Origin of the sequence: Aquiflexum lacus, from assembly GCF_015476655.1 — a bacterium.
GTDB lineage: Bacteria > Bacteroidota > Bacteroidia > Cytophagales > Cyclobacteriaceae > Aquiflexum > Aquiflexum lacus.
Genome location: NZ_JABFHF010000021.1, coordinates 14,352 through 38,710, shown reverse-complemented (window position 1 = coordinate 38,710; position 24,359 = coordinate 14,352). Strand labels below are relative to the sequence as shown.

Sequence of the window (24,359 nt, the reverse complement as noted above, 5' to 3'; positions counted from 1 at the left end):
TTACATTTGCGTCAAGATCATTAGGGGTGCCTTAAAACAACGGGCTGAGATCATACCCACAATACCTGATCCGGGTAGTGCCGGCGAAGGGAAATGAGTAGCCAATATAATACAATTACCATGAGGACTTAAGTCCACCGGGATTAATTCCGGGCAATGCATGCAATCATCATTGGTTTTTATATTTATCGGTAACGGGTAAACTTCAAACAGAAAATCTCCCCTGATTTTCTGATGTTTAACCAAAGGCCAGCAAATGGCAGATTTACAATCAACATGAAAAAATCAATTTTATTACTGGCCTTGTGGCTGGTTGGAGTGATGGCCTATGGCCAAAGCAGTATTCGCGGAAGCATCAAAAACGCAAATACCGATGAGGAATTGGTCGGTGCCAATATAGTTTTGGTCGGTACAGGTCGCGGAGCGACAGCCGATCTAAACGGTAATTTCGAGATCAGAAATATTCCTACAGGATCTTACACACTGAGGGCTACATACCTAGGTTTTGAAAGTTTCACTACCGAAATTAATGTGCCATCTACTGATGGAATTCAGATCGAATTAAATCCTAGCAGTCTTTTGACTGAGGAGTTTATCGTCTATGCAACAAGAGCAACAGACAGGACCCCAACCACATTCAAGATGATAGACAGGTCAGATATCGCCAAGCTTAATCTGGGACAGGATATCCCTGTATTGCTCAATTTCACACCTTCTGTGGTCAGTTTCTCTGATGCAGGTGCGGGTGTTGGCTATACAGGACTCAGAATCCGGGGATCTGATCAGACCCGTATCAACGTCACTGTTAACGGGATACCACTCAATGATGCAGAATCACATGGGGTTTTTTGGGTCAACAAACCTGATTTTGCTTCATCAGTAGACAACATTCAGATCCAACGTGGTGTAGGTACTTCTACAAATGGGGCTGCTACTTTTGGAGCAAGCTTGAATATTCAAACGGATACCCATCAAGAAGAAGCTTTTGCTGAGGTTGACAACTCTTTTGGATCATTCAATACCAATAGACATATGGTCAAAGTAGGGACAGGATTGATCAATAACAGGTGGTCAGTGGATGCAAGATTATCACAGATCACATCAGATGGATTTATAGACCGGGCTTCTTCGGATATGAGATCTTATTTCTTGTCCGGAGGGTACTTTGGAGAAAACCATAACTTCAAGCTGAATATCTTTTCAGGAAGTCAACAGACCTATCAGGCTTGGGAGGGAGTTCCCGAAGCACTACTTCAAACCAACAGGACTTTCAACCCCTATACCTACGACAATCAGGTTGATAACTATACTCAAGACCACTATCAATTTATCTACACCGGTAACATAAATCCAAACTGGAAGGCCAATGGCGCATTACATTATACTTATGGAAGGGGCTATTTTGAACAGTTCAGAGAAAATGACCGACTATCGAATTATGCCTTACAACCAATTGTTATCGGCGAAGAAACCATCGCAAGAACAGATATCATCAGAAGAAGATGGCTGGACAATGACTTTTTTGGTGCTGTGTTCTCATTGAACTACATTTCTGACGATGGTAGATGGGATGCTGTATTTGGCGGTGGCGCCAACAGGTATGATGGTGACCATTTTGGAGAAATCATCTGGATGGGAACAAGTGGTGGAACCCAAATCAGGGACCGATATTATGACAACAATGCTGTCAAGGACGATTTGAACCTTTATGCCAAAGGAACCTTTGAAGCGACAAGAGGGCTCTTCCTATTTGCAGATATGCAGTACAGGGGGATAGACTATTCCATTGCCGGGATCAACAACGACCTCAGAGAAGTCAGCGGAGAGCATCAATACAGGTTCTTCAATCCCAAGCTTGGTTTTTCATATGAAACAGAAAAAGGAAAAACATGGTATGCGTCCTATGCAGTGGCCAATAGAGAACCTGTTAGAAGGGATTTCACAGACAGCCCCATCTTGGAAACACCAAGACACGAAACCTTGCAAAACATAGAAGCAGGTATCAGAACCCAAAAAGGAAATCTGACTTACAATGCCAATTTCTTCTCTATGAATTATAGGGATCAATTGGTCCTTACCGGACAGTTGAATGATGTGGGAGCATATATCCGTGAAAATGTGGCTAATTCTTACAGGGCTGGGATCGAGTTGGACGGTGCCTATCGGGTTTCAGATAAATGGACTTTTGGCGGTAACCTGGCCTTAAGCAGAAACAAAATTGCAGAATTCACAGAGTACATTGATGATTATGCAGCGCCTGAATTCAGACAAGAGGTAATCGTCCATACAGATACTGATATCGCTTTCTCTCCAAATGTGATTGCGGCAGCCATTATCGATTACAGGCCTTTCAAAAATTTTGAAATCAGTCTTCTGAATAAATATGTGGGGGATCAGTTTATGGATAACACCCAAAATGACAACAGAAAGCTGAATGCCTTCTTTACCAACGATATCAGGTTAAATTATTCCCTGAGACCAAGGTTTGTAAAAAATCTTGAATTCACCGTTTTGGTCAACAATATCTTCAATCAGATGTATGAACCAAATGGATATACTTTCAGCTACTTCCTTCCAGGTGAAGGGGCCTCAGGAAGAGAACTTGTGACTGAAAACTTCTATTATCCACAAGCAGGGACCAATTTCTTAGCGGGGGTAAAAGTGAGGTTTTAAAATTTTCAGTTAAAAATCTATTCTGTATTCCCCTAATAAGGATGCATAAGTAGACCCTATGATAAAATTTGTCATAGGGTCATTTTTTTGGAAAAATAATAAAATCAATTTCTAATTCCTTCTGCAAAAAAATTTTTGCCCCAAAGCGTCCTGTGTATAAGATTGACCGAATTCAAAATGTCATAAACACTTTTGGGGTTGAAGGGAGAAATCAGCACTTGAAAATGACCCATTTGGTCCTTTTCTATTTTAAGGTCAAAAGAATATTGAAGCGGTAACAACGCTGTAGGAAAAAAAATCACAGAAGTTGCCGGGGAATAATGCTTTTTTTTCACTCCAAACCTCTGTTTTTGAGCTGTGAAATTATTGGAAACCAAATGGTTTTGAAATTTTCTTTCCCTAATGCACAAGGTGGATTGTTGCAGGAATTTTGGATTGAAATGGTGGATTAGTTCTTGGCTTCCTTCTACAAAATGGTATTTTATGCCATTTTCCAAGAAAGTGTTGACTTTAAGGTTGTTTTTGATGCCGAGAAACTTCCATAAATTGTCTATCCTTGGGAGTTCCATTTGGTTTTATTTTGGGTTGTTGATCAATTTATAATAGTCAATAATGGTAATCCTAAGCGCATCTTTATCGACTTCTCCTTCCAATATCGGAACATATTTACCTTCATGCCATAACTCAAGTATGGTGTTTTCAAGTAATAAAGGATACAATTCTTCTACAAATGCAAAGTGTGAATATTTATCACCACCTTCAAAGACCAATTCCCCGTTTCTACTTTCTTCTTCCAAGTTAGACCATCGGATTTTTATAGGCAAGGCTTCAGTAGTGGATTCGACAAATATATACGCTTCGTCTTTGACTCTGTTCAGAAGAATGGACAATCCGACTGAAATAACATCTTCCGTATTAGCCCTTTTTCCATGTCGGTAAATGGTCATTTTTGCATCTTTTCGATCCTCAATATCATAGTAAGCTGCCCTAACATTTTTGAAATACAACCTGTCCGCATCAGTGATACTCATTGGACTTTCTTCTTTACCAGAATTATTGGCCCTTCTCTCATTAAAAAATGACATGATCAACACAAAAACCAATGACCCTATCCCAAAGATTTTTAGGATTCTTTTCATTTCAGGGGAAAAGGTATCATTTTGTTTATTTGCCATTAAGATTAATGTATGTAGGCAATGATGCCAGTAAATTGACAATCAATATAATTCTTGGCTGGAAACTGACATTTGAGGTACTTCGGTCTTCCCTGCCTACCGGACAGGCAGGCGTCCTGCCTGTAGTAGAATATAGGGTTACTGGCAAAGAAGCAGATAAAGATTTATTAATGCACATAAGACCCCGCATTGATGTCGATGGTACATCCCGTGGCATGGTCTGCCAATCCTGAACAAAGTAATGTGATCATTGGGGCTATATCCTTTGGTTCTGTCAATTGATTGAGCGCAATGTCATTTAAGGCGTATTCTTCGCCATACTGATCCATAAAGTCCTGTGCCATATCTGTCCTTGTAAAACCGGGGGCGATAATAAAAGCCTTGATTCCTTCTTTTCCATAATATCTGGCAATGGATCGCGTGTAGCTAACAACAGCAGCTTTGGAAGCAGCGTAAGCCAAATAATCAGGTGTGTCTCCCCTAAATGCTGCCCGGGATGAAATATTGACCAATCTGCCGTTTTTGTTTTTGCGGGCATGTTCTATAAATTCCTTGGAGATGATGGCCAATGCATTGATGTTGACATCCATGGTTTTATTCCAGACTTCCAACCAATCAGAAGTCGGTGCATTATCTGCTACACTGATTGCAATGCCTGCATTATTCACCACCGCATCAATTTTTCCATAAGTATTCACCAATTCTGGAATCCATCCTGAAACCAATTCCAGATTGGATAAATCACATGGCGTCAGATGAGAAGGGTTCGGTAAACTCAATTGCAGACTTTTTGCCTCTTCTAGATTTTTGTTAAAATGAATCAGCACTTCAGCCCCCGACTTGGACAACTGTTCCGATATGGCCCTGCCGATTCCTGTGGATGCACCGGTGACAAGAATTCTTTGGTTTTTTAGGTCGATATTCATATTTCAATTCTAATGGTTAACTTCAAAACTCACATCTTCTGTTTTCAAAAGTTTGATAGATTTATGAAATCCCGGATGAAGAGGGTTGATCAATAGGTTATATTCTTCCGAATAGTTGTTTAATGGGATTCTACAAGAAGGTACTTTTAATATCGGGGAAATCATCGCTTTGGCCCATTCGGTACCAATCTGTTGTGTAGAAGTTGGATATGGTCTTCTTTTCCATTCTTGGGGTAGCTCAGCTGAATCCAGAAATGGAATATCATCAATGACTTCCAATGTGACCAATATCCATGCTGATTTGCTGACAACCGGACCTTTGATGCTAAGTAGTTCCAAGAAATTAAGGGAGGCAACACTACAACAGTAAATCATTGGAGTCCCATAAAGATTCCACCTTCCTGCACCCATCCCAAAACCCAATGAGGATCTCCCTGCAATGTTTTCAATCAACCTGAAGACTTTCAAACTGTTCGGGGTTAAAGGAAATTACCCCATGAAAGGGCTTCCAAAGCTTGGTCAACCAATTCAAGACCATAAGGATCTCTCATCAGATCAGCCGGCTTCTTATGACCCATGGCATGATTAGGGATGTAAAGCCACTCTGAAAACAGTGCCTCTGTCCCAAATATTCTGACACCTTTGGCAATCACTTTATCCATATCTTTGATGGTCTTGGTCAATAATCTGGTCAATAATTTGTCTTCCTTTTTCCAACGGAAAAGCGTACTTGGATCCACCTCCATCACCTCCGCCACATCATGCTGACTGTAACCCAAAAAATCAAACAAAACCTTGGTCTCAGAAAACGACATAGTACCATCCAGATATGGATTAGGCTCTGAAACTATGTCAGTCCGGGTCTTAAAGAAATATTGAAGTTCCTGAATATCAAGAATCGCAGGGTGATATTCGGAATTCAGTTTTTTGATGGAATACTTGACGGCCATAACGAGGATTATTAATTACCACATAAATATATATATATTTTATCTTATTCGCAATATATTAATATTGCATTTGCAATTATTTTCCCAAAATCTCCTTAATTTCGTCAGCTTGTAAGTTACAATTGATCCATCCCTCATCAAGGTCTGCACCGTATTTTTGATAAAAATTGATAGCCGGTGTATTCCAATCCAAAACCTGCCACATCATTCCGGTGCAGCCATCTTCAAGACATTTGAGCATGGTCCTGTCAAAAAGCAGTTTACCGGCCCCATTGCCCCTTTCTGTTTCAGTCACGACAATATCCTCCAAATAAAGTCGCCTACCTTTCCAGGTGCTGTATCGATAATAATAAATTGAAATGCCAATGATTTTCTCCGTGCTGTCCTTAATCGCCACAAAAAAACCAAATACTGAATTTGGACCAAAGCCATCCTCTTCCATCATTTGAACGGTATTCGTGACTTGTTCCGGTGCTTTTTCATAAACAGCCAATTCTCTCACCAATTCCAATACTCTTGGCAAGTCCTCAATTTTTCCCTTTCTAATTGTATACATAATGGAAAATTACCAAAAAACAGAAAAGCAAAAAATCAATTTATATATTTGGCACAATCAAGAAAGATCAAAACCCCTTCTTTCCCGAACCTTTGACTATACTGAGAAAATATGTTTTTAGCAATTGATGCTGGTAATTCCAATATTGTTTTCGGCTTTTATGATGAAAATCAGAGGAAGTGGATCCATGAATTCAGAATCAATACCCAAAAAGGGATTTCTGTTTTAAAGCTGGAAAAGGATATCCATCTGTTCTTTTTGGAAAATGACATTAAGACCGATGAAATCCTGTATGTCGGAATATCCTCTGTAGTGCCTGAGATCAATTCTGTTATTCAACAATTTTGTAAGGAATATCTGGAAAAAGATTGCTACCTGATCAGTGGCAGGAGTTATAGCAAACTCAAAGTTTCTACCGCAAGGCCTAACGAAATCGGGTCTGACCTGATGTGTAATGTTGCCGCTGCATATGAAAAATTTCAAACTGGTTGTATCATTGTCGATTTTGGGACTGCTTTGACATTTACAGTAATAGGAAATGACGGAAAAATTCTTGGGGTAAATATAGTTCCCGGGCTTAAAACCGCCATCAAATCGCTATTTACCAACACTTCCAAGCTTCCTGAGGTCGAATTGAAAATGCCGCAATCAGCTTTGGGCAAAAACACCATCCATTCGATTCAGGCCGGGATATTGTATGGCTATACAGGATTAGTCAAAGGTATGCTGGAAACCATCCAACAGGAGGTAGGCCATCAATGTCGGGTGATTGCAACAGGTGGTTTGTCTTCAATTCTGACAACTTTAAAAGATTCTTTCGAACTCGTGGACAGGAACCTGACTTTGGAGGGAATCAGATTGATTACCTTGAAGAATATCCAACCATAAGATTCGGGTCCGGGCAAATATTTTTGAATTTTTCGATTTCCCTATGGGAACAGACACCAGGAAAATCCCCCCAATTTCCCAATAAATCCCACATCAACTGAAAATGTATATGTGGTGGCCAATCTCCATTCTCAGGAAAAGGTCCCAAATGACAAAATTTTTCTCCTTTAGCAATTGTCTTTCCAACTTCCAGTTTATCCAAATCGGAAAGTTTGAGATGGCCATACAAACTGTAAAGCGTCTCCCCTTTGAGTTGGTGTTCCAAAATGATGGTAGGACCATAATCACCAAAACCATGGTTATTTTGAAAGGAATATACTTTTCCTTCCAATGGGGCATAAACTGCTGTTCCCGCCTCCGCCCATACGTCCACTCCTAAATGAATATTTCTGAAATCCTCGAGATCAGTCGCAAAAACCTCACTCCGTTGATAGATGGCACGGTGTTCAAAATATCCACCAATGCCATATTTCTTTTGGGAGTTGGCCAGTTTTTCAAAAACATATTGGTTGAATTCCACGGTATCTGAAAGCTTGATATGCTTCAATTCGAGATTGGCAGGAGTAAAATCCATGTCTAACGTATTGGACTGATCTAAATGTTCTCCCATCAAAGGAAAAATAGCTACTCCCTCAAGGAGTATTTCAAGAGAAGGTCTGATTTTCATGGCTTGCAAGTTAAATATTTTGTCCGTTTTCATACCTTCCCTTATCTTTAAATCCATGAATGAAAAAATGAATTTCCCTACCCTAGAAGATATCAAAGCGGCACAGCAACGCATTCAGCCCTTTATCCATAAAACACCCATATTGACTTCAGAAGCTATTGATAAAATTGCAGGATGTCAGATTTATTTCAAGTGCGAAAACTTCCAAAAAGTAGGCGCCTTCAAAGCCCGGGGTGCTGCCAATGCAGTGATGAAACTGACGGATGACCAAAAAGCCAATGGAGTAGCCACTCATTCGAGTGGAAACCACGCCGCTGCTTTGGCAAGGGCAGCATCAGTAGCCGGCATCAAATCCTACATTGTCATGCCATCCAATGCCCCGGAGATCAAGAAGAAGGCTGTAAAAGGCTATGGCGGAGAAATCATCGAGTGTGTACCAACCCTGGAAGCGAGGGAAACAACACTTCAAGAAGTGGTTGATAGAACAGGTGCTGTTTTTATTCCGCCTTACGATTTTTTGGATGTGATAGAGGGACAGGCCACTTGTGCATTGGAAATGTGGGAAGAAGGGATAGCTTTTGATACCATCATGGCCCCTGTCGGAGGCGGAGGCTTATTGGGAGGTACGGCATTGACCACTAAATATATTTCACCAAATACCAAAGTAATCGCAGGGGAACCTGAAGGCGCTGATGATGCTTCCCGCTCTTTCAAAGCCAAAAAACTGATCCCCATGGTAGGCCCTAAAACCATCGCAGATGGCTTATTGACTTCTGTAGGAAAAATCAATTTTGAGATCATCATGCAGTACGTAGATGATATTCTGACTGTCAGTGACCAGGAAATCATTGAAGCCATGCGCTTGATTTATGAAAGAATGAAAATCGTAATCGAGCCTAGCTGTGCCGTACCGCTAGCCGCTCTCTTGAAAAACAAAGAAAAGTTCAAAGGTCAAAAAGTAGGGATTATACTTTCGGGGGGAAATGTAGATTTGGGGAAATTGCCTTTTTAGGGTTAAAAACAGCTTTTAATCATTACTCTTGGATCTCAATCTTCCTCCAATTTTCAATCTTTAAATTATGAATACGGCTGAAGTGTTTTTCATTATTTGTTATTAAAACCAATTCATTCTCAATTGCTATTCCAGCAATCAGAAGATCTATATCATCAACAGTATTCCCAGAAACTCTTAAAGAAGCATAAATTTCAGATGCAATATTTGCAGAGCTTTCTGTGAGAAATATTATTCGGTTTTTCGATATGAATTTTTCAAAAATATTTAGTTGTTGAACTGCTTTCTTAGCGAGAAGCCCACTTACAATTTCATAATAAGTTATGATACTAATATTAAGGTATCCGAAATGGCGAAGGTAAAGATTCACATTCTTTACGACCAACTCTTCCCCTTTAAGAAAAAATGAAATTATGTCTGTATCAAAAAGTGCTTTATTCATCAGATCTTCTTTTATTCTTTTCTCTTCTCAAAGGCAAATTTTCTGTTAAATCAAAAAACAATTCATCATCGATATTTTTCCACGATCCTGCAAAAGATAAAATTTCTTTAGATTTATCTAGACTGGCCTCCAAGGATAAAACAAACCTTTCTATTTCAACAAGTTTGTCTGTTGAAACTTCCTGAATTTTCTTTGCAAGTCTTTTACGTCTTTGGGTTTCTGAGATCATGATTCAATTTTTGAACTTTAGAAATTTACAATAATTCAATGGAAAATCATTCCTATGGAATAAAATTTAACAAAGACTGAACAGCCATTAAAGATAATATCAAATCTCAATTGCCTTTTTAATGCTGATGCCCCCCTTTTCCGTGCACATGCCCATGATCGATTTCTTCAGGTTCTGCATCCCTTACAGAGACTATTTCACCAGAAAAATACAAGTCAAATCCGGCCAATGGTGAATTGAAATCCATGTGAACTCCCTTGTAATCTACCTTTAGGATTTCCCCTCGCATCTGATTCCTTTGGTCATCCTTCATTGTGATTACCTTTCCAACTTTCAACAAGTCCTTTGCCTTTTTGCCATCTTCTTTAAAATTGGCCTTAGGCACAATCACTTTTTTGCTCTCATCATAATCGCCGTAGCCATTTTCAAAATCAATAAACACCTCAAACTGATCTCCCGCTTCCTTACCCTGAAATGCCGCTTCCAAGGCCGGCAGTACATGACCTGTCCCAAAAAGAAAATAGAATGCCTGATCCTTTTTTACTCTTTCAAAAAACACTTTTCCATTTTCTCCATCATCTACGTGCAGTTCATAGCTGATCGCGACTACTTTATTTTTCTCTATTTTCATGATTTTCTCGGTTGACAATTGGTATTCAAAGAAAGTGAAAAATGAATCATTGAGTTCCTGTTCACCAATATTTTATAGGGATTTCCAAAAATCTTAAGAATCGAAGTTCCTTAAATGGATAGGCCCCAACTTTCTTCTATATTTAACTTACAAAACCTACTCTATGGAAAAGAAAGTATTTTTAGACGATAAAACACGCTTTTTGATCAGGAATATTCTGAAAGGATTTCTTTATCTGGCCATTTTGATAGTTATTTTTTTACTCATCAAAAGCTATTTTTCAGAACAGGAACGAATGGAATGGTTTGGGGATATTTATGACAATGTGCCGTTGGTCATGTCTATTTTTATTGCTTCAGAGATTCTCTTTGGCATCATTCCTCCTGAAGTATTTATGCTTTGGTCTCTTAAAACAGGTTTGATAGGAAGCTATTTCGTGAGTATAGGACTACTTTCAATTATTTCTTACCTCGCGGGTTTTACCAACTTCACCATTGGAACTTTTGCAAAGGATAAAAGTAGAATTCTAAATGGCAGTAACAAGATCATTCGAAAGTACAGGATACTTTTTCAAAAATATGGGACGCATCTGGTTATTGTTGCCTGTGTTAGTCCTCTTCCCTTCTCAGCCATCTCTCTACTTGCCGGTGCAGGCGGGATGGACAAAAAAAAGTATCTATGGTACAGCCTACTCAGAATCGTAAGGTTTTTTGTTTACGCTTATGTTTTATACAAAATTGAAGCCTAATCTTTCCAACAAATTACCATTTCATCTGTTGATTGGGTAAATTTGCAGGTTATGAGTGTAAGCACTGAATTCGAGTCCCCTTCCGTAGATACCCTTGATCCCAAGGAATATATTATCATCAAAAATGCCAAGGTCAATAATCTCAAAAGCCTTAGCGTGGCCATCCCCAGGAATAAACTGGTAGTGATTACCGGACTTTCGGGTTCAGGAAAGTCTTCATTGGCATTTGATACACTTTTTGCAGAAGGACAGCGGATGTATGTCGAAAGCCTCAGTAGTTATGCCCGTCAATTTTTGGGTAGAATGGAAAAGCCCGACGTAGAATACATCAAAGGTGTTTCTCCAGCCATCGCCATCCAACAAAAGGTAAGCACTAAAAATCCCCGCTCAACAGTTGGGACTACTACTGAAATATATGATTACCTCAAACTACTGTTCAGTAGGATAGGCAGAACCATATCCCCTGTCAGCGGTGATGAAGTGAAGCACCATACGGTAACAGATGTTGTCGATTATATCCACAGTTATGAGGAAGGGGATAAAGTCATGATTTCATGCCCACTTCATTTGACTCAAGGCAGATCAAAGAAACAGGAATTGGAATTATTGCTCCAAAAGGGCTTTACCAGAGTCTTGGTCAATGGAGATGCCTATTTTCTGGAAGACCTGGTAGGAAGTCCCGATTTGCCAAAAGGTGAATATGAAATTTTGATTGACAGGGTTTCCATTCAAAAGGAAGACGAAGACAATCAGTTTAGAATAGCTGATTCTGTCCAAACAGCTTTCTTTGAAGGTCATGGAGATTGCACCATTTTGATCCCTGAAAAAACCAAAAGAACCTTTACAGATCGCTTTGAACTCGATGGAATGAGTTTCGAGTTGCCAACGGTTAATTTTTTCAGTTTCAACAATCCCTATGGTGCCTGTAAAACCTGCGAAGGGTTTGGTTCTGTCTTGGGAATCGACCCCGACTTGGTGATTCCTGATAAAAGCATGTCTGTTTATGAAGGTGCCATCGCCCCTTGGAGAGGGGAAAGTTCTTCCAAATGGCTGGAACCTTTAGTCAAAAAAGGAATCTATTTTGATTTCCCAATCCATCGGGCCTATGAGGATTTGGATGAAGCACAAAAGGAACTCATTTGGACAGGAAACAAACATTTCAAAGGACTGAATGATTTCTTTGCTGACCTGGAAACCAAAACCCATAAAATCCAATACAGGGTCATGCTATCCAGGTTCAGAGGAAGGACGACTTGCCCGGATTGTAGAGGAACTAGGTTGAGGAAAGATGCCTCATTTGTAAGAATTAATGGCAGGTCCATCACGGACATTGTACTACTTCCTATCGAAAAAGCTTTAAGCTTCTTTCAGGAAATCGAGATTTCAGATTCCGAGAAGAAAGTGGCCAACAGGCTTTTGAAAGAAATCCTGAACAGATTGGAATATATAGACAAGGTAGGTTTGGGTTATCTGACCTTAAACCGCTTGACCTCTTCGCTTTCAGGAGGCGAATTCCAAAGAATCAAATTGGCAACATCATTGGGTTCCGCTTTGGTGGGTTCCATGTATATTTTGGATGAACCGAGTATAGGACTGCATCCGAGAGATACAGACCGATTGATTGAGGTGTTAAAAACTTTACGTGATCTTGGCAATACCGTGATTGTGGTCGAGCACGAGGAAAAAGTCATGAAAGCCGCAGATCAGATCATTGACATAGGTCCCGATGCAGGTGTTAAAGGTGGGCATTTGGTTTTTCAAGGAGACCTTCATGAATTACTGATTCATGGAAAAAGTTATACAGCTCAATACTTAAAAGGAGAAGAAAAAATTCAGGCGAAGGATTTCAATAGGAAATGGAAAGACTCGGTCTCGGTCAAAGGCGCCCGTGAAAATAACCTTAAAAATCTGACCGTTAAATTCCCGCTGCATACCATGACGGTGGTTACAGGAGTAAGTGGATCCGGTAAATCCACCTTGGTCAAAAAGGTGCTATATCCAGCTTTGGGAAAAACCTTGGGTACTGTGATAGACGAAACCGGGAAGTTTGACAAATTGGATGGGGATTACAAAAAAGTCACTCAAGTGGAATTTGTAGATCAAAACCCAATCGGAAAATCCTCCCGATCCAACCCCGTAACCTATGTCAAAGCTTACGATGCCATCAGAACATTATATTCTGATCAGACACTTTCAAAACAACGGGGATATAAACCGGCATTTTTCAGTTTCAATGTGGATGGAGGCAGGTGCGAAGCCTGTCAAGGAGAAGGCACCGTAACTGTGGAAATGCAATTTATGGCCGATATCCATTTGACCTGTGAGTCCTGCAAAGGGAGACGCTTCAAAAATGAAATCCTTGAAGTCAAATACAAGGACAAAGACATTGCTGACATCCTAGACATGACCATTGATGAAGCCATGGACTTTTTTAAAGGCAAAACCCAGATCATCAACAAACTTCAGCCCCTGCAGGAAGTCGGTCTAGGATACATTGGTATGGGTCAATCCTCCAATACCCTCTCAGGAGGTGAAGCACAACGGGTTAAATTGGCTTCATTTCTAGGTAAAGGTGGAACCAAATCCGGTGACCATATCCTGTTCATTTTTGATGAACCCACCACAGGACTACACTTCCATGATATCCGTAAACTCCTACATTCCATCAATGCATTGATAGAACAGGGTCACTCGGTCATTATCATCGAGCACAATACCGAAGTAATCAAAGCAGCCGATTGGGTCATTGACCTAGGCCCTGAGGGTGGAGAAAAAGGAGGTCATGTCACCTTCGAAGGCACTCCCGAAGCCCTAATGGAAACCGAAGGGAATTTTACCGGGAAGTATTTGAGGGAGTCTTTTCAGTAAAAAAATGGAGTTGACTATTTGGCTATGCGTCATCCTGAGTCCTAGGTATTGCCTATGCCGTTAGCTAACGGGAATTGAAGACTCTCCTAATTCTTAGGAGAGAAGCTCTTCAAGTAGGAGCTTTTAAAACTATCGATCCAATAAACGCAATCAATTACAAACAGAACTTGTCCTTGTCACCTCGACGGCAGGAGAGGTCTGATAAACCTCCAAGGCAGAATAGATTTCTCCCCCGATAGCCCTCAAAAAAATATAAGAGCAAATTTTAACTTTACTTTGTCACCTCAAGGCAGGAGAGGTTACCCTCCACAGATATCTCTCTACGTTCGATATGACAAAGAAAAGCCTAGGGACACTATTATCCATCAAAAGCAATCAATTACAAACAAAACTTACCCTTGTCACCTCGCCGGGAAGAGAGGTCTAAAAACCCTCCATGCCAGAACAGATATCTCTCTACGTTCGATATGACAAGGAAAAGCCTAGGGACACTATTATCCATCAAAGCAATCAATTACTAACAAAACTTATCCTTGTCACCTCGACGGGAAGAGAGGTCTAAAAACCCTCCATGCCAGAACAGATATCTATCTACGTTCGATATGACAAAGAGAAGCCTTGAGCCCTATTGTCCATCAAAAGCATTCAAAAGCACATTTTAACTTTATCCATTTTTGACTGTTGCTGTGACTAAACAAGCCCTCACTTCGCAAAAATCTGCCCCTGATCCTGAAAGGATTTGAATTCGAGTGCATTGCCCGAAGGATCGAGAAAAAACATGGTTGCCTGCTCCCCTACTTCACCTTTGAACCTGATGTAAGGTTCGATGACAAATTCCATTCCATGGTCTTTCAGCTTATCTGCCAAGGCATGCCATTCTTCCCAAGGTAAGATCGCTCCAAAATGCCTCACAGGAACATTTTTGCCGTCTACTTCATTTGCCTTGGCCAAATTCAATTCTTCAGGTTTGACATGTGCGGACAACTGATGCCCAAAAAAATTGAAATCTATCCATTTTTCAGTACTTCTACCGATATCACAACCTAACAGGTCTCCGTAGAACTTTCGGGTTTCCTCAATGTCCCTGATGGGAAATGCAAGATGAAAAGGCTTGAATTGACTCATAATTGATTAATTTCGTATTGCGGTTGAATTGGAAAGATCGGGTTTTAATAATTATTTTCATAATTATCCGTCATGATACTATTAAATGCTAAAACCAACTGACTATTTCTCAAACACCAGATTTCACGCTACTTCGGACTTCATACTTCGGACTTCTAACTATTAATTTCAAACCATGACCAAAAAAACAGTTTCACTGGTATTATCGAGTGGTGGTGCCCGGGGAATGGCGCATATAGGTGTGATCGAGGCATTGGAAGAATCAGGCTATGAAATTATCTCCATTGCAGGTTGCTCAGCAGGGGCCTTGATAGGCGGAATGTATGCTGCCGGTAACCTTCCTAAGTTTAAGGATTGGATATGCAATCTGGACCGAATTGATGTTTTTTCTCTGATGGATTTCACCATTTCAAGCCGGGGTTTTATCAAAGGGGAGAAAGTTTTTGGAGAACTCAAAAAACTGATTGCAGATTGCCATATTGAAGATTTGAGCATTCCTTTTGTCTGTACAGCGGTGGAAATTCCTTCCGGAAAAGAACATGTGTTCAGAAAAGGAAGCTTATATGCCGCAATTCGGGCCTCAGTTTCAATTCCTACAGTACTCACTCCTGCAAAAATCCATGGAAAGGAATATATAGATGGAGGCATTTTGAACCCCATTCCCCTGAGCCTTTTGCCAAAGGAAAAACGCGGGGAAATAGTGTTAGCTGTAGACCTTAATGGTCCAAAAGAGGCATTTGTAGATTTAATGGAGGAGAAAGATAAAATAGTCTTGCCCTCCACATTTAGCAAAATGCCAAATTGGATGATAGATTACCAAAAGAAATTTTCAGCTTATTTTTCCACATTTGAAAAAGATGAAAAACCCAAAGGGATGGGTTTTATAGACTTGATGAACTATTCCTTTGATATTTTACAAGATAAATTTTCCGAATTGGTATTGGAAAAACACCAAGTGGATATTATTGTAGAAATTTCAAGAATCCAAGCCAAGACCCTTGAATTCCATAGGGCATCGGAAATGATTGAAATTGGGAAACAAAAAACCCTAAAGGCCCTAGAGCGATTTGAAAATGAACATTAAAGAACTGAATCAACTTCTAGGGAATGTGGACATCTACCTTTTGGATCAGGTCCTGAAAGGGAGGTTCAACAAATCAATGAAAATTCTGGATGCCGGTTGTGGGGAAGGCCGGAATATAATTTATTTTTTGAATGAGGGCTATCAAATATTCGGTGTGGACAGCAATCCAATAGCCATACAGATGGCAAGAATCTATGCACAGACCATTAAAAAGGATTATGATATTTATCGGTTTCAAACTTCCATCATTGAAGATATGCCCTTTCATCAAGGTGCCTTTGATGCCCTTATCAGTTCGGCAGTGCTGCATTTTGCCAAAAGTGAGGGGCATTTCTATAAAATGATGGATGAGATGATGCGGGTATTGAAAACTGGAGGAATCTTCTTTCTAAGAATGACAACTGCACAGGGAGGGATTTTGGAAAAGTCGCCTGACTTAGGTGAAGGGGTTTACCTGCTTCCGGATGGGACAGAAAGGTTTCTTTTGACATCCGAATTGGAAAGAAAGATTGTTGCAAAATATAACCTAACCTATCTCGAACCACCCAAGTCTGTTCTTGTTCATGGGCTGAGGGCGATGGGGGTTTTTGTTTGGGAGAAGGGATGATTGGGAAGGAAGTTGGGCGATTGATTGGAAGAACTTGTCCGCCGTGGCGGATTGGAAAATTTTAAAATTGGAAGATTGGCTCCTCCACCCTTTGAAATCCCAAAATCATTCCTGAATTTAGCATCCTCAAATGGTTTAAGAGTGCTGCAAATTTATTATCGGGATCTTAGCTCAGTTGGTTTAGAGCGCTGCTTTGACAGAGCAGAGGTCATGGGTTCGAATCCCTTAGGTCCCACGTTTTTTGATTTTAGATGTGAAATTTTAGATTTCAGATTTGACTCCCACGATTCATCTTAAATTTTTTAACTCAAAGATTATCTTCTTAAAAAAACTGGTGACAAATTCACCCCGAGATATTATGGACCTTTGGGCCCCTATCGTGTAAACTTTTGATTTCTGAGGAAAAAATGAGATGGTGAGATTAATACCGTCATCATAATTTTAAAAGTTGGTTGAATTTTTTTTTGTACGTAATAATTACGGACATTTACATATAGGGTCAGTAAGTTTCTCCAAAAAAAACAATAAAATGGAAAATGTAAAAAAATCCCGTTTTGAGATGAGGTTATCAAATGAGGATAAATTACTATTTGAAAAAGCCTCCGAAATAAAAGGATATTCATCATTGGCTGGATTTGTATCTGCCACTTTAAAGAAAGAAGCACAGGAAATCATAAAGGAAAATGAAAGGATATTGGTTTCAGATAGGGATAAGGAGATTTTTTTTGAAGCTATCCTCACAAATATGGAACCCAATCAAAAGTTAAAAGAAGCTGCATCACGCTATAAAGAAATATCGAATCAATGAAGTATTCGAAAATTGTACTTTTGGAAAAAAAGCACCAGAAAGCAGCATTTAATTGTGGCAAACCACTGTTGGATAATTACATTAAAACCCAAGTAGGCCAGGATTCCAAAAGAAACCTAACAGTATGTTTTGTGATCGTTAATGATGCTAACGAGGTAAAAGCCTACAATACCTTATCCAATTATAGTATTCAGCAGGAAGAAATACCAGTGGAATATGCTAAAAAACTTCCAAAATCTTATTCTAGGATTCCGGTTACTTTACTTGGCAGATTGGCCTTAGATAGAGAATTAAAAGGAAAGGGATATGGAGAATATTTATTATTAGACGCACTCAGAAGAGCGCTGGAAATATCAAAAAGCGCTCTTGGTTCAATGGCTGTTGTGGTAGACCCTTTGGATGAAGAAGCCAAAAACTTTTATGAGAAGTATGGATTCACTTTGCTTCCAGATTCCGGTAAAATGTTTTTATCCATGTCAAAAATTGAAAAGGTCTTTGCTGGGTAATTTTCATTCCCGCACGATTTTAATGATATCCTCAATTTCTTTCAAGTCTGGAATGTCCATGTTTGTAGCATAGTAATGTTCAAACACAAACTCACCCATATCATTGCACTTTCTTATTCCTGTTTCCATGAATGTTCCCACGGCAACGTCCATTGGCACCAACACGGTCAGCCCTACAAAAGTGTCTTCCGGGTCTACGGCTTCCACAATGCAGTTTAAGTCTCTTGCCACATTGGTTACCTCTTCTTTTATTATTTTCTTTTGTGCGGTGGTAAAAGGTTTGTCCGAAGCTGGCAGCATGAGGAAATAGAATCTCAGTTTGTCTTTTAGTCCACCGAGTCCACTGATGATAAAGCCTGTGTTTTCATCCGTCAACATGCTTTCAAGTAGCATTCTGCATTCTTGTATTGCCATAACAGCCCACTTTCTCAGCTCTCGGTCGGGATGCTGGTAATATCTCTCAATTTGTCGGTAGGCAGTAATTGTCCCCAGATGGGCTAACAGCGTCAATACTTTTTTCTTTCCATCTATTTCTGTCCGGGTGTCACAGAGAATGTTACCCAGATTGATGGTCTCAGCCTCGGTCAGTTCACCAAGGTCAAATGAATGGGAGTAGTCTAGGTATTCATTTTGTGTTTGAAGGTCGACTCCCTCTTCCAGAATGTCAAACTTGTCAGGAATTCCTTCTAAGAAATTCTGGATGTCCTCAGGATTGTCTTTCATATTTAAAGGGTTCTAATTTAGGAGATGGGATGGATTGTATCAAGCGAAAAAGTTGTTCATTATCGGCAACATCTGTCATTCTCATTTTTCCGTTAGTAGTTGGCTTTTCAAACCGTGACAATTCGTCACGATTTGATTTCCTTCTTCTTTAATGCGTTGCTTTAGCTTTCTCCAATAGGCATTAGGATCAACCCTTTCTGTTAGAACAGCCACCACATCAACAACGGACATATACCATTTTTCATTTTCAGCATCCCAGAGGGTCCGGACTTTTTTATCTTCAAAAACTTTTATTTCTGTGTCTTTCTTCATTGATATTTATGTTTCTCTTTGGATTAGGAAATCATATCTAATTTATGGCTCAATAATATAATTAATTTGGCTCAAAAATTCATGGAATTGATTTGCATTCTTTGGTAAATTGAGCCAAAATGATCAAGTATAAGTGCAGTGCAGAGTTTGAGCAATTCAAGTTCTTTATTATTAAATCAAATCACTTCCATAACCCCCAAGCCAAATCTACCTAAACCACCACCCATCCCCCAATCCATCCATCCCCACTTCAAATACCTTGGAGGGTTTGGCAAATACTCTTAACTTCCGGACTCAAATATCTAATTCTATGAAAAAAATATACAGCTTGGTTTTTGCCCTTTTTATGGCAGTGACAACCTTTGCCCAAAAAAGCCCGGAAGAATTTCTGGGTTATAATATGGGAGACCGATTTACCCCACATCACCGGGTAGTGGATTATTTTGAGCATTTGGCGTCTACCTTGCCCAATGTCAAATTAGTTTATTATGGTGAAACTTATGAAAACAGACCGCTTTTTATAGCCATCGTATCCACTCCCGAAAACATGGGAAATCTGGAAAATATCCGAATGGACAACCTCATGAGAACTGGAATGGTAGAAGGAACCCCATCCACCAAAGTTGCCCTGAATTGGATGCAGTACAATGTGCATGGGAATGAGGCTGTGGCGACTGAAGCGGCAATGACTACTTTCTGGCAAATTGCCGATCCCTCCAATAACCAATCCAAAGAATGGCTTCAAAACCAGGTATTGATCATTGACCCTTGCGCCAATCCTGATGGAAAAGACAGATATACGGTTTGGTACAACCAAAAGCAAAACGCAAGATTGCAGCCTGACCCACAGTCTATGGAGCACTTTGAGCCTTGGCCGGGTGGAAGACCAAATCATTATATGATGGACCTGAACCGTGATTGGGCTTGGCAGACCCAAAAAGAAACTGTACAGCGTATCGAACTATATCATCAATGGATGCCACACCTGTTTGTGGACTACCATGAGCAAGGAATTGACTCACCGTTTTATTTTGCTCCTGCTGCAAAGCCATTGCATGAGCAACTTTCTCCATTCCAACTTGAATTTCAAACACTTTACGGCAAAAATACAGCGGCTAAGTTTGACGAACAAGGATGGTTTTATTTTACCAAAGAAAGATTTGACCTGCTTTATCCCGCTTATGGAGATACCTGGCCAACTTATAATGGTGCCATTGGGATGACGATCGAAAAAGGCGGTTCGGGCCGTGCAGGTTTGGGCATGTTAAATTCCCTTGGTGATACCGTCACTTTAAAAGAAAGAATAGAACATCAGCATGTTGCAGGTATTTCCGCAGTGGAAATCACCGCTCAAAACGCTAGTAGATTGGCCGACGAATTTACCAATTACTTCAAATCAAACAGCAGCAGCCCAAGCGCTAAATACAAAAGCTTTGTCATCAAAGGAGACCAAAATCCGGAAAGGGTGAATGCGCTTTTGGAACTTTTGGACAAAAACAAAATCCAGTATGGTTTTGCGGGTAACCGTTCAGGACTCAAAGGGCTCGATTATTCCAGTGGAAAAACCGCTACCTTCTCCACTACTGACAAGGACATCATAGTGAATGCTTACCAACCTAAATCTGTATTGACCCAGATCTTGTTTGAGCCAGAGGCAACGCTTCAGGACAGCATTACCTATGACATTACGAGTTGGGCGTTGCCTTATTCTTATGGTTTACAGGCTTATGCACTTGAGACCCGATTGGATGCTGCCAAGAAATATGAAAAAACAGCCTTCAATGCCAATACAGTCTCTGGAAAGCCATTAGCATACCTTGCTCCTTGGAATGCCACCAAACATTCAAAGTTTTTGGCTGCCCTTTTGAATGAAGGTATTCGTGTAAGATTTGCGGAATATGCTTTTGAATTGGAAGGGAAAAGTTATCCATCCGGCACCTTGATTATCCATAGAAATGGAAATCAATATGTACCGGATTATGACAGTAAAGTCATAGCTGCTGCAAACAAATTTGAAATCCGTTTAAATCCAACCAATTCCGCTTTGGTGGACAAAGGGAAAGATTTCGGTTCCTCTGATGTCAAAGCAATTGTTGCACCTAAAGTGGCACTTTTAGGCGGTGATGCGGTTTCTTCATTGAACTTCGGGGAACTGTGGTATTTCTTTGAACAGGAACTTGATTATCCGATCAGTATTCTGGATGCCAACAACTTGGTTAGATTTGATTTGAGCAAATACGATGTCATTATGATGCCTTCAAGCCGTGGTGGCTCCATATCTGAAAACAACCTTAAAAAAGTGATGGAATGGGTAAAGGCAGGTGGAAAACTCATCGCATTTGAAAATGCACTGAATGCTTTTGCAGACAAAGACGGTTTCGACCTAAGCAGGTATGATACCGAGGAGGAGAAAAAGGCGGCTGAAAAAGAGCAAAAAGAAATCATAAACGTAGAAAGATTGGAGCCCTATCAGGAAAGAGAAAGGATGGGCATTTCCACCACAGCAGCAGGGGCTATTTATGAATTGAAAATCGATGAATCCCATCCGCTTGGATTTGGTTTGGGCGGAAAGTTCTATACGCTGAAAAACAACGGCTCCAGGTATTCTTATCTTAACAAAGGAGTCAATGTGGGAATTATCCCTGACAACGAAGCTTATAGGTTCGGGTACATTGGTAACAAAATCAAACCTAAAATGGCCCAATCCATGGTCTATGGTGTAGAGAATCAAGGACGCGGACAAATCGTCTACATGGCAGATAACCCCATGTTCCGTTCCTTCTGGGAAAGCGGCAAGCTCTTGATTTCCAATGCAGTTTTCTTTGTCGGACAGTAAATCTTCGGCAAACCTTTTTGGGTCTTTTTTTGACCCCGAAGGTTTTAAACCTTAAATAGAAGCATTTAAACCTTAGGGTCCGCGGCGGCGGACTCTAAGGTTTTTTAGGGTTGGATCTATCATTTACCACATAGAATCATAGGAGAGCAAATAGTTTTTCAGTCTAATTTATTTTCCCATAGATCTATGTATGCAACCGGAATATGTGGTAAAAAAATCATTATTACTGATTCCAGAAAACACCTTCGGGATCAAAAAAATCTCAAAGATTAACGTAGAAAAGACCTTACCGTTTCAACGACTGCAGCAGGTTGCTCGGCATGTAGCCAATGTCCAGCATTCTTGATGAAAATGATGTGGCTGTTTGGAAACATTTCTGAAATTTCTTCTTTGTCCTTATCGGTAATATAATCAGAGTTTTCACCTCCCATAAAAAGCGTTGGTTTGTCAAAGGTCTTATCTGAAACAATTTCCTCTCCTACATTATCTATTTTCTCTGTAATCACAGGAAGGTTAATTTTCCACACAAATCCACCTGATTCATTTCTTCCAAGGCTTTTAAGCAAAAACTGACGAATACCTGTTATCTCAATATATTCAGAAAGAATGTCGTCCGCCTCTTTTCTTGACTTCAGATCATTGATGGGAATGGCATTCAAGCCTGCCAAGATTCCTTGATGGTGCACAGGGTAAAACCTCGGCGCTATATCCGCTACAATCAATTTATTGACTTTTTCAGGGTATTTGAAAGCAAATTTCATCACTGTCTTACCACCCATGGAATGCCCCATCAGGTTAGCAGACCCAAGCTTTTCATCATCCATCAATTCTTTGATATCTTCAGCCATTACCTCATAATTCCAATCCCCACTATGTGGAGAATCTCCATGGTTTCTTTGGTCTATGAGATAAAGGGTAAAATATTTTTCCAGTTCTTTGGCTACACTGAACCAATTGTCGGCAGAACCAAAAAGACCATGTAAAATAATCAGGGGTACGCCGCTACCGGATTTTTTAAAGTTGAGTTTCATGGTTTTTGTCTTGAATAATTATAAGTAATATAATTCAAACGTAAATTCAATTTTGATTGACGGAAGACGGAAAACAGGAGACCGAACACTTGAAATAACACTACCTGAGGTTCTATACATGAATCGAATCCAAGATAATTTCAAAATCCAATTGAATTTACTTCCCAATTTTAGATAATACGATTCCTCTTCCGTCTCCCGTCTCCCGTCTTCTGTCTCATAGGGAAGAGGGCTAAATTCCCACAAGAGTATAGATTGCTTCACCTCCTATTCCCCACCCAAACTCCAAAAATAACAGCAATGATCCCAAAATAGTGTCCTGCCAACAAAACTTCTCCATCCAGCAATCCCCACATAATGGCAACAACGGGGATCAGGTAAGTGACCGAACTTGCAAATACAGGAGTGGCCACTTTCACCATCACATTAAACAGAATCAAGGCCAATGCAGTGCCTACAATTCCCAATATGGCAATATATCCCGCTGCCTGAACTGCACCTTCTACATGCAGCAATTTGAAAGAAAATTGAGTGGAAGTGAAAAGATAAATCAGGGCCAAAGGCAGTACTATGGATAAAGAAATGGCCGTGATTGCGACAGGTTTTAATTCCACAAATCGAAATTTGATGATGTTCAGGTTAAGCCCATAACAGGCGCAAGCCAATAATACCAATAGTGCATAGGCATTTATTTCGGAAAAATTCCCAAGACCGCCTTCTTTGACCATCAATAGGATTACTACCCCAATGAATGCTATAATCAGCCCTATTCCATTTCTTCTCGTAATCCTGGAATTAAAAAACAAAGCTCCAATGATCACCACAAAAAGCGGAGTCATGGCATTGAATACACCTGTAAGTGAACTACTAAGTTGGGTTTGGGCTTTGGCAAATAAAAATGCCGGAATAAAACTACCCACCAAACCTACAATAATGAGATTTTTGACCTGTCGCTTATTCAAACCTTTCAGCCTAGGCAATGAAAGCGGCAACAAGACCATGCCTGCAAATACAATCCTCAGGGCACCGACTTCACCCGGTGAATAGACTTCCAATCCTCTTTTGATCAGAATAAAAGAACTACCCCAAACTAAAGCCAAAATTACAAGAAATCCCCATGCTTTCAGGGCACTCTCTGATTGTATGTCTCTATCCATTTAGGCCTTGGGTGATTGTTTTTGCATTTTATCAATACGTTAATTAAATGTTCAGAAATGTTAATGAAATTGGGTTTTTCCTATCTAAGGCAGGTAGCCGTCATTGGTAGTAATTAAAATTTCGCATTTACAGAAAGGAAAATGACATCAAGGCGGGCTGCAGACCTCTCCTGACGTCGAGGTGACAAGGCAAAGTTCTTTATAGTCTTGAATGCATTTTTCAGTTCAAGGGTATAAATCTCAAATTCTGTCATCGGTAGCCCCCAACATTTTGAAAATGTTCAGAAAAGGAATGACATCAAGACGGGCAGCAGACCTCTCTCCACGATAGCCCCGATAGCTATCGGGGGGATCGAGGTGACAAGGCAAGGTTCTTTCAAGTCTTCAATGCTATTTGCAGTTCTA

26 protein-coding genes, 1 tRNA gene and 1 riboswitch are annotated in these 24,359 nt (G+C 40.1%); of the genes, 11 read left to right on the top strand and 16 right to left on the bottom strand.

The window, feature by feature from the left end:
* The first annotated feature begins 12 nt into the window (after nt 1–12).
* A riboswitch (TPP riboswitch) is annotated at nt 13–109 on the top strand.
* A 167-nt stretch (nt 110–276) separates the two neighbouring features.
* Nucleotides 277–2,673 carry a TonB-dependent receptor gene (locus HMJ38_RS17465; RefSeq protein ID WP_194975714.1) on the top strand — a complete coding sequence of 799 codons (2,397 nt, stop codon included), beginning with the start codon at nt 277–279 and terminating at the stop codon, nt 2,671–2,673.
* 104 nt (nt 2,674–2,777) lie between these two features.
* Here the strand turns inward: HMJ38_RS17465 and HMJ38_RS17460 are convergent, their stop codons facing one another.
* The 7 genes from HMJ38_RS17460 to HMJ38_RS17430 all read right to left on the bottom strand — a co-directional run bounded on the left by HMJ38_RS17460 (nt 2,778) and on the right by HMJ38_RS17430 (nt 6,280).
* Entirely contained in the window at nt 2,778–3,242 is a 465-nt protein-coding gene (locus HMJ38_RS17460) for a hypothetical protein (protein WP_194975713.1), read from the bottom strand.
* Nucleotides 3,243–3,248: 6 nt separating this feature from the next.
* Nucleotides 3,249–3,848, bottom strand: a complete 600-nt coding sequence (locus HMJ38_RS17455) for a hypothetical protein (protein WP_194975712.1) — start codon at nt 3,846–3,848, stop codon at nt 3,249–3,251.
* Complete coding sequence (locus HMJ38_RS17450; protein WP_194975711.1) at nt 3,838–4,026, bottom strand: hypothetical protein; 189 nt, start codon at nt 4,024–4,026, stop codon at nt 3,838–3,840. Before HMJ38_RS17450 ends, HMJ38_RS17455 begins: the two co-directional genes overlap by 11 nt.
* A complete protein-coding gene (locus HMJ38_RS17445; protein WP_194975710.1) occupies nt 4,016–4,774 on the bottom strand; it encodes an SDR family NAD(P)-dependent oxidoreductase in 759 nt (252 codons plus the stop codon). The genes HMJ38_RS17450 and HMJ38_RS17445 overlap by 11 nt, the downstream gene beginning before the upstream one ends.
* Before the next feature lie 9 nt (nt 4,775–4,783).
* A complete protein-coding gene (locus tag HMJ38_RS17440) occupies nt 4,784–5,242 on the bottom strand; it encodes an RES family NAD+ phosphorylase (RefSeq protein WP_194975709.1) in 459 nt (152 codons plus the stop codon).
* Nucleotides 5,243–5,253: 11 nt separating this feature from the next.
* Nucleotides 5,254–5,724 (bottom strand): antitoxin Xre/MbcA/ParS toxin-binding domain-containing protein, encoded by a 471-nt coding sequence (locus HMJ38_RS17435; RefSeq protein WP_194975708.1) that lies wholly within the window; start codon nt 5,722–5,724, stop codon nt 5,254–5,256.
* A 76-nt stretch (nt 5,725–5,800) separates the two neighbouring features.
* Nucleotides 5,801–6,280: a GNAT family N-acetyltransferase gene (locus HMJ38_RS17430; protein WP_194975707.1), complete on the bottom strand. Its 480-nt coding sequence runs from the start codon at nt 6,278–6,280 to the stop codon at nt 5,801–5,803.
* 111 nt (nt 6,281–6,391) lie between these two features.
* Between HMJ38_RS17430 and HMJ38_RS17425 the strand changes: the two genes are divergently transcribed.
* Nucleotides 6,392–7,168: a type III pantothenate kinase gene (locus HMJ38_RS17425; protein ID WP_194975706.1), complete on the top strand. Its 777-nt coding sequence runs from the start codon at nt 6,392–6,394 to the stop codon at nt 7,166–7,168.
* On the opposite strand, the gene HMJ38_RS17420 is transcribed toward HMJ38_RS17425, so the two are convergent.
* Nucleotides 7,143–7,835, bottom strand: a complete 693-nt coding sequence (locus tag HMJ38_RS17420; protein ID WP_228780117.1) for a peptidoglycan DD-metalloendopeptidase family protein — start codon at nt 7,833–7,835, stop codon at nt 7,143–7,145. The two genes, HMJ38_RS17425 and HMJ38_RS17420, sit on opposite strands and share 26 nt — an antisense overlap.
* 55 nt (nt 7,836–7,890) lie before the next feature.
* On the opposite strand from HMJ38_RS17420, the gene HMJ38_RS17415 reads away from it, so the two are divergent.
* The gene (locus HMJ38_RS17415; protein ID WP_194975704.1) at nt 7,891–8,847 is read left to right on the top strand and encodes a pyridoxal-phosphate dependent enzyme; all 957 of its coding nucleotides are present in this window, start codon (nt 7,891–7,893) and stop codon (nt 8,845–8,847) included.
* A 22-nt stretch (nt 8,848–8,869) separates the two neighbouring features.
* On the opposite strand, the gene HMJ38_RS17410 is transcribed toward HMJ38_RS17415, so the two are convergent.
* The 3 genes from HMJ38_RS17410 to HMJ38_RS17400 form a co-directional block, all read right to left on the bottom strand.
* Nucleotides 8,870–9,289: a type II toxin-antitoxin system VapC family toxin gene (locus tag HMJ38_RS17410; protein ID WP_194975703.1), complete on the bottom strand. Its 420-nt coding sequence runs from the start codon at nt 9,287–9,289 to the stop codon at nt 8,870–8,872.
* Complete coding sequence (locus HMJ38_RS17405) at nt 9,282–9,518, bottom strand: hypothetical protein (RefSeq protein WP_194975702.1); 237 nt, start codon at nt 9,516–9,518, stop codon at nt 9,282–9,284. The genes HMJ38_RS17410 and HMJ38_RS17405 overlap by 8 nt, the downstream gene beginning before the upstream one ends.
* A gap of 118 nt (nt 9,519–9,636) precedes the next feature.
* Nucleotides 9,637–10,149, bottom strand: a complete 513-nt coding sequence (locus HMJ38_RS17400) for an FKBP-type peptidyl-prolyl cis-trans isomerase (RefSeq protein WP_194975701.1) — start codon at nt 10,147–10,149, stop codon at nt 9,637–9,639.
* 163 nt (nt 10,150–10,312) lie between these two features.
* On the opposite strand from HMJ38_RS17400, the gene HMJ38_RS17395 reads away from it, so the two are divergent.
* Nucleotides 10,313–10,897: a YqaA family protein gene (locus HMJ38_RS17395; protein WP_194975700.1), complete on the top strand. Its 585-nt coding sequence runs from the start codon at nt 10,313–10,315 to the stop codon at nt 10,895–10,897.
* A gap of 51 nt (nt 10,898–10,948) precedes the next feature.
* On the top strand, nt 10,949–13,765 hold the full coding sequence (uvrA, locus tag HMJ38_RS17390) for an excinuclease ABC subunit UvrA (protein WP_194975699.1): 2,817 nt from the start codon (nt 10,949–10,951) through the stop codon (nt 13,763–13,765).
* 702 nt (nt 13,766–14,467) lie between these two features.
* Here uvrA and HMJ38_RS17385 read toward each other — a convergent pair.
* Nucleotides 14,468–14,890, bottom strand: a complete 423-nt coding sequence (locus tag HMJ38_RS17385; protein WP_084119280.1) for a VOC family protein — start codon at nt 14,888–14,890, stop codon at nt 14,468–14,470.
* A 175-nt stretch (nt 14,891–15,065) separates the two neighbouring features.
* On the opposite strand from HMJ38_RS17385, the gene HMJ38_RS17380 reads away from it, so the two are divergent.
* The 5 genes from HMJ38_RS17380 (at nt 15,066) to HMJ38_RS17360 (ending at nt 17,895) form a co-directional block, all read left to right on the top strand.
* The gene (locus tag HMJ38_RS17380) at nt 15,066–15,974 is read left to right on the top strand and encodes a patatin-like phospholipase family protein (protein ID WP_194975698.1); all 909 of its coding nucleotides are present in this window, start codon (nt 15,066–15,068) and stop codon (nt 15,972–15,974) included.
* Complete coding sequence (locus HMJ38_RS17375) at nt 15,964–16,581, top strand: class I SAM-dependent methyltransferase (RefSeq protein ID WP_194975697.1); 618 nt, start codon at nt 15,964–15,966, stop codon at nt 16,579–16,581. Before HMJ38_RS17380 ends, HMJ38_RS17375 begins: the two co-directional genes overlap by 11 nt.
* A gap of 160 nt (nt 16,582–16,741) precedes the next feature.
* Nucleotides 16,742–16,816: transfer RNA gene (locus tag HMJ38_RS17370), tRNA-Val, on the top strand.
* A 294-nt stretch (nt 16,817–17,110) separates the two neighbouring features.
* A complete protein-coding gene (locus HMJ38_RS17365) occupies nt 17,111–17,389 on the top strand; it encodes a type II toxin-antitoxin system TacA family antitoxin (protein ID WP_194975696.1) in 279 nt (92 codons plus the stop codon).
* The gene (locus tag HMJ38_RS17360) at nt 17,386–17,895 is read left to right on the top strand and encodes a GNAT family N-acetyltransferase (protein WP_194975695.1); all 510 of its coding nucleotides are present in this window, start codon (nt 17,386–17,388) and stop codon (nt 17,893–17,895) included. The genes HMJ38_RS17365 and HMJ38_RS17360 overlap by 4 nt, the downstream gene beginning before the upstream one ends.
* Nucleotides 17,896–17,898: 3 nt before the next feature.
* Here HMJ38_RS17360 and HMJ38_RS17355 read toward each other — a convergent pair whose 3' ends face one another.
* Together HMJ38_RS17355 and HMJ38_RS17350 are read right to left on the bottom strand one after the other, a co-directional pair.
* Complete coding sequence (locus HMJ38_RS17355) at nt 17,899–18,618, bottom strand: hypothetical protein (RefSeq protein ID WP_194975694.1); 720 nt, start codon at nt 18,616–18,618, stop codon at nt 17,899–17,901.
* Between the two features lie 81 nt (nt 18,619–18,699).
* Nucleotides 18,700–18,930 (bottom strand): hypothetical protein, encoded by a 231-nt coding sequence (locus tag HMJ38_RS17350; RefSeq protein WP_228780116.1) that lies wholly within the window; start codon nt 18,928–18,930, stop codon nt 18,700–18,702.
* A 310-nt stretch (nt 18,931–19,240) separates the two neighbouring features.
* Here HMJ38_RS17350 and HMJ38_RS17345 point away from each other — a divergent pair, with 310 nt between their 5' ends.
* Complete coding sequence (locus tag HMJ38_RS17345; protein WP_194975693.1) at nt 19,241–21,766, top strand: M14 family metallopeptidase; 2,526 nt, start codon at nt 19,241–19,243, stop codon at nt 21,764–21,766.
* Between the two features lie 269 nt (nt 21,767–22,035).
* Here the strand turns inward: HMJ38_RS17345 and HMJ38_RS17340 are convergent, their stop codons facing one another.
* Together HMJ38_RS17340 and HMJ38_RS17335 are read right to left on the bottom strand one after the other, a co-directional pair.
* Nucleotides 22,036–22,797, bottom strand: coding sequence for an alpha/beta fold hydrolase (locus tag HMJ38_RS17340; protein ID WP_194975692.1), 762 nt, complete (start codon nt 22,795–22,797; stop codon nt 22,036–22,038).
* A 260-nt stretch (nt 22,798–23,057) separates the two neighbouring features.
* On the bottom strand, nt 23,058–23,954 hold the full coding sequence (locus tag HMJ38_RS17335) for a DMT family transporter (protein WP_194975691.1): 897 nt from the start codon (nt 23,952–23,954) through the stop codon (nt 23,058–23,060).
* Nucleotides 23,955–24,359: the final 405 nt, after the last annotated feature.

Excerpts from the sequence above, each read along its gene's own strand:
- HMJ38_RS17465 (WP_194975714.1), top strand. The coding sequence starts at position 277 with ATGAAAAAATCAATTTTATTACTGGCCTTGTGGCTGGTTGGAGTGATG.
- HMJ38_RS17425 (WP_194975706.1), top strand. The coding sequence starts at position 6,392 with ATGTTTTTAGCAATTGATGCTGGTAATTCCAATATTGTTTTCGGCTTT.
- HMJ38_RS17385 (WP_084119280.1), bottom strand. The coding sequence starts at position 14,890 with ATGAGTCAATTCAAGCCTTTTCATCTTGCATTTCCCATCAGGGACATT.
- HMJ38_RS17445 (WP_194975710.1), bottom strand. The coding sequence starts at position 4,774 with ATGAATATCGACCTAAAAAACCAAAGAATTCTTGTCACCGGTGCATCC.
- HMJ38_RS17460 (WP_194975713.1), bottom strand. The coding sequence starts at position 3,242 with ATGGAACTCCCAAGGATAGACAATTTATGGAAGTTTCTCGGCATCAAA.
- HMJ38_RS17450 (WP_194975711.1), bottom strand. The coding sequence starts at position 4,026 with ATGTGCATTAATAAATCTTTATCTGCTTCTTTGCCAGTAACCCTATAT.
- HMJ38_RS17430 (WP_194975707.1), bottom strand. The coding sequence starts at position 6,280 with ATGTATACAATTAGAAAGGGAAAAATTGAGGACTTGCCAAGAGTATTG.
- HMJ38_RS17380 (WP_194975698.1), top strand. The coding sequence starts at position 15,066 with ATGACCAAAAAAACAGTTTCACTGGTATTATCGAGTGGTGGTGCCCGG.
- HMJ38_RS17355 (WP_194975694.1), bottom strand. The coding sequence starts at position 18,618 with ATGAAAGACAATCCTGAGGACATCCAGAATTTCTTAGAAGGAATTCCT.
- HMJ38_RS17335 (WP_194975691.1), bottom strand. The coding sequence starts at position 23,954 with ATGGATAGAGACATACAATCAGAGAGTGCCCTGAAAGCATGGGGATTT.
- HMJ38_RS17435 (WP_194975708.1), bottom strand. The coding sequence starts at position 5,724 with ATGGCCGTCAAGTATTCCATCAAAAAACTGAATTCCGAATATCACCCT.
- HMJ38_RS17340 (WP_194975692.1), bottom strand. The coding sequence starts at position 22,797 with ATGAAACTCAACTTTAAAAAATCCGGTAGCGGCGTACCCCTGATTATT.
- HMJ38_RS17360 (WP_194975695.1), top strand. The coding sequence starts at position 17,386 with ATGAAGTATTCGAAAATTGTACTTTTGGAAAAAAAGCACCAGAAAGCA.
- HMJ38_RS17410 (WP_194975703.1), bottom strand. The coding sequence starts at position 9,289 with ATGAATAAAGCACTTTTTGATACAGACATAATTTCATTTTTTCTTAAA.
- HMJ38_RS17405 (WP_194975702.1), bottom strand. The coding sequence starts at position 9,518 with ATGATCTCAGAAACCCAAAGACGTAAAAGACTTGCAAAGAAAATTCAG.
- HMJ38_RS17375 (WP_194975697.1), top strand. The coding sequence starts at position 15,964 with ATGAACATTAAAGAACTGAATCAACTTCTAGGGAATGTGGACATCTAC.
- HMJ38_RS17345 (WP_194975693.1), top strand. The coding sequence starts at position 19,241 with ATGAAAAAAATATACAGCTTGGTTTTTGCCCTTTTTATGGCAGTGACA.
- HMJ38_RS17365 (WP_194975696.1), top strand. The coding sequence starts at position 17,111 with ATGGAAAATGTAAAAAAATCCCGTTTTGAGATGAGGTTATCAAATGAG.
- HMJ38_RS17455 (WP_194975712.1), bottom strand. The coding sequence starts at position 3,848 with ATGGCAAATAAACAAAATGATACCTTTTCCCCTGAAATGAAAAGAATC.
- HMJ38_RS17400 (WP_194975701.1), bottom strand. The coding sequence starts at position 10,149 with ATGAAAATAGAGAAAAATAAAGTAGTCGCGATCAGCTATGAACTGCAC.
- uvrA (WP_194975699.1), top strand. The coding sequence starts at position 10,949 with ATGAGTGTAAGCACTGAATTCGAGTCCCCTTCCGTAGATACCCTTGAT.
- HMJ38_RS17350 (WP_228780116.1), bottom strand. The coding sequence starts at position 18,930 with ATGAAGAAAGACACAGAAATAAAAGTTTTTGAAGATAAAAAAGTCCGG.
- HMJ38_RS17420 (WP_228780117.1), bottom strand. The coding sequence starts at position 7,835 with ATGAAAATCAGACCTTCTCTTGAAATACTCCTTGAGGGAGTAGCTATT.
- HMJ38_RS17395 (WP_194975700.1), top strand. The coding sequence starts at position 10,313 with ATGGAAAAGAAAGTATTTTTAGACGATAAAACACGCTTTTTGATCAGG.
- HMJ38_RS17415 (WP_194975704.1), top strand. The coding sequence starts at position 7,891 with ATGAATGAAAAAATGAATTTCCCTACCCTAGAAGATATCAAAGCGGCA.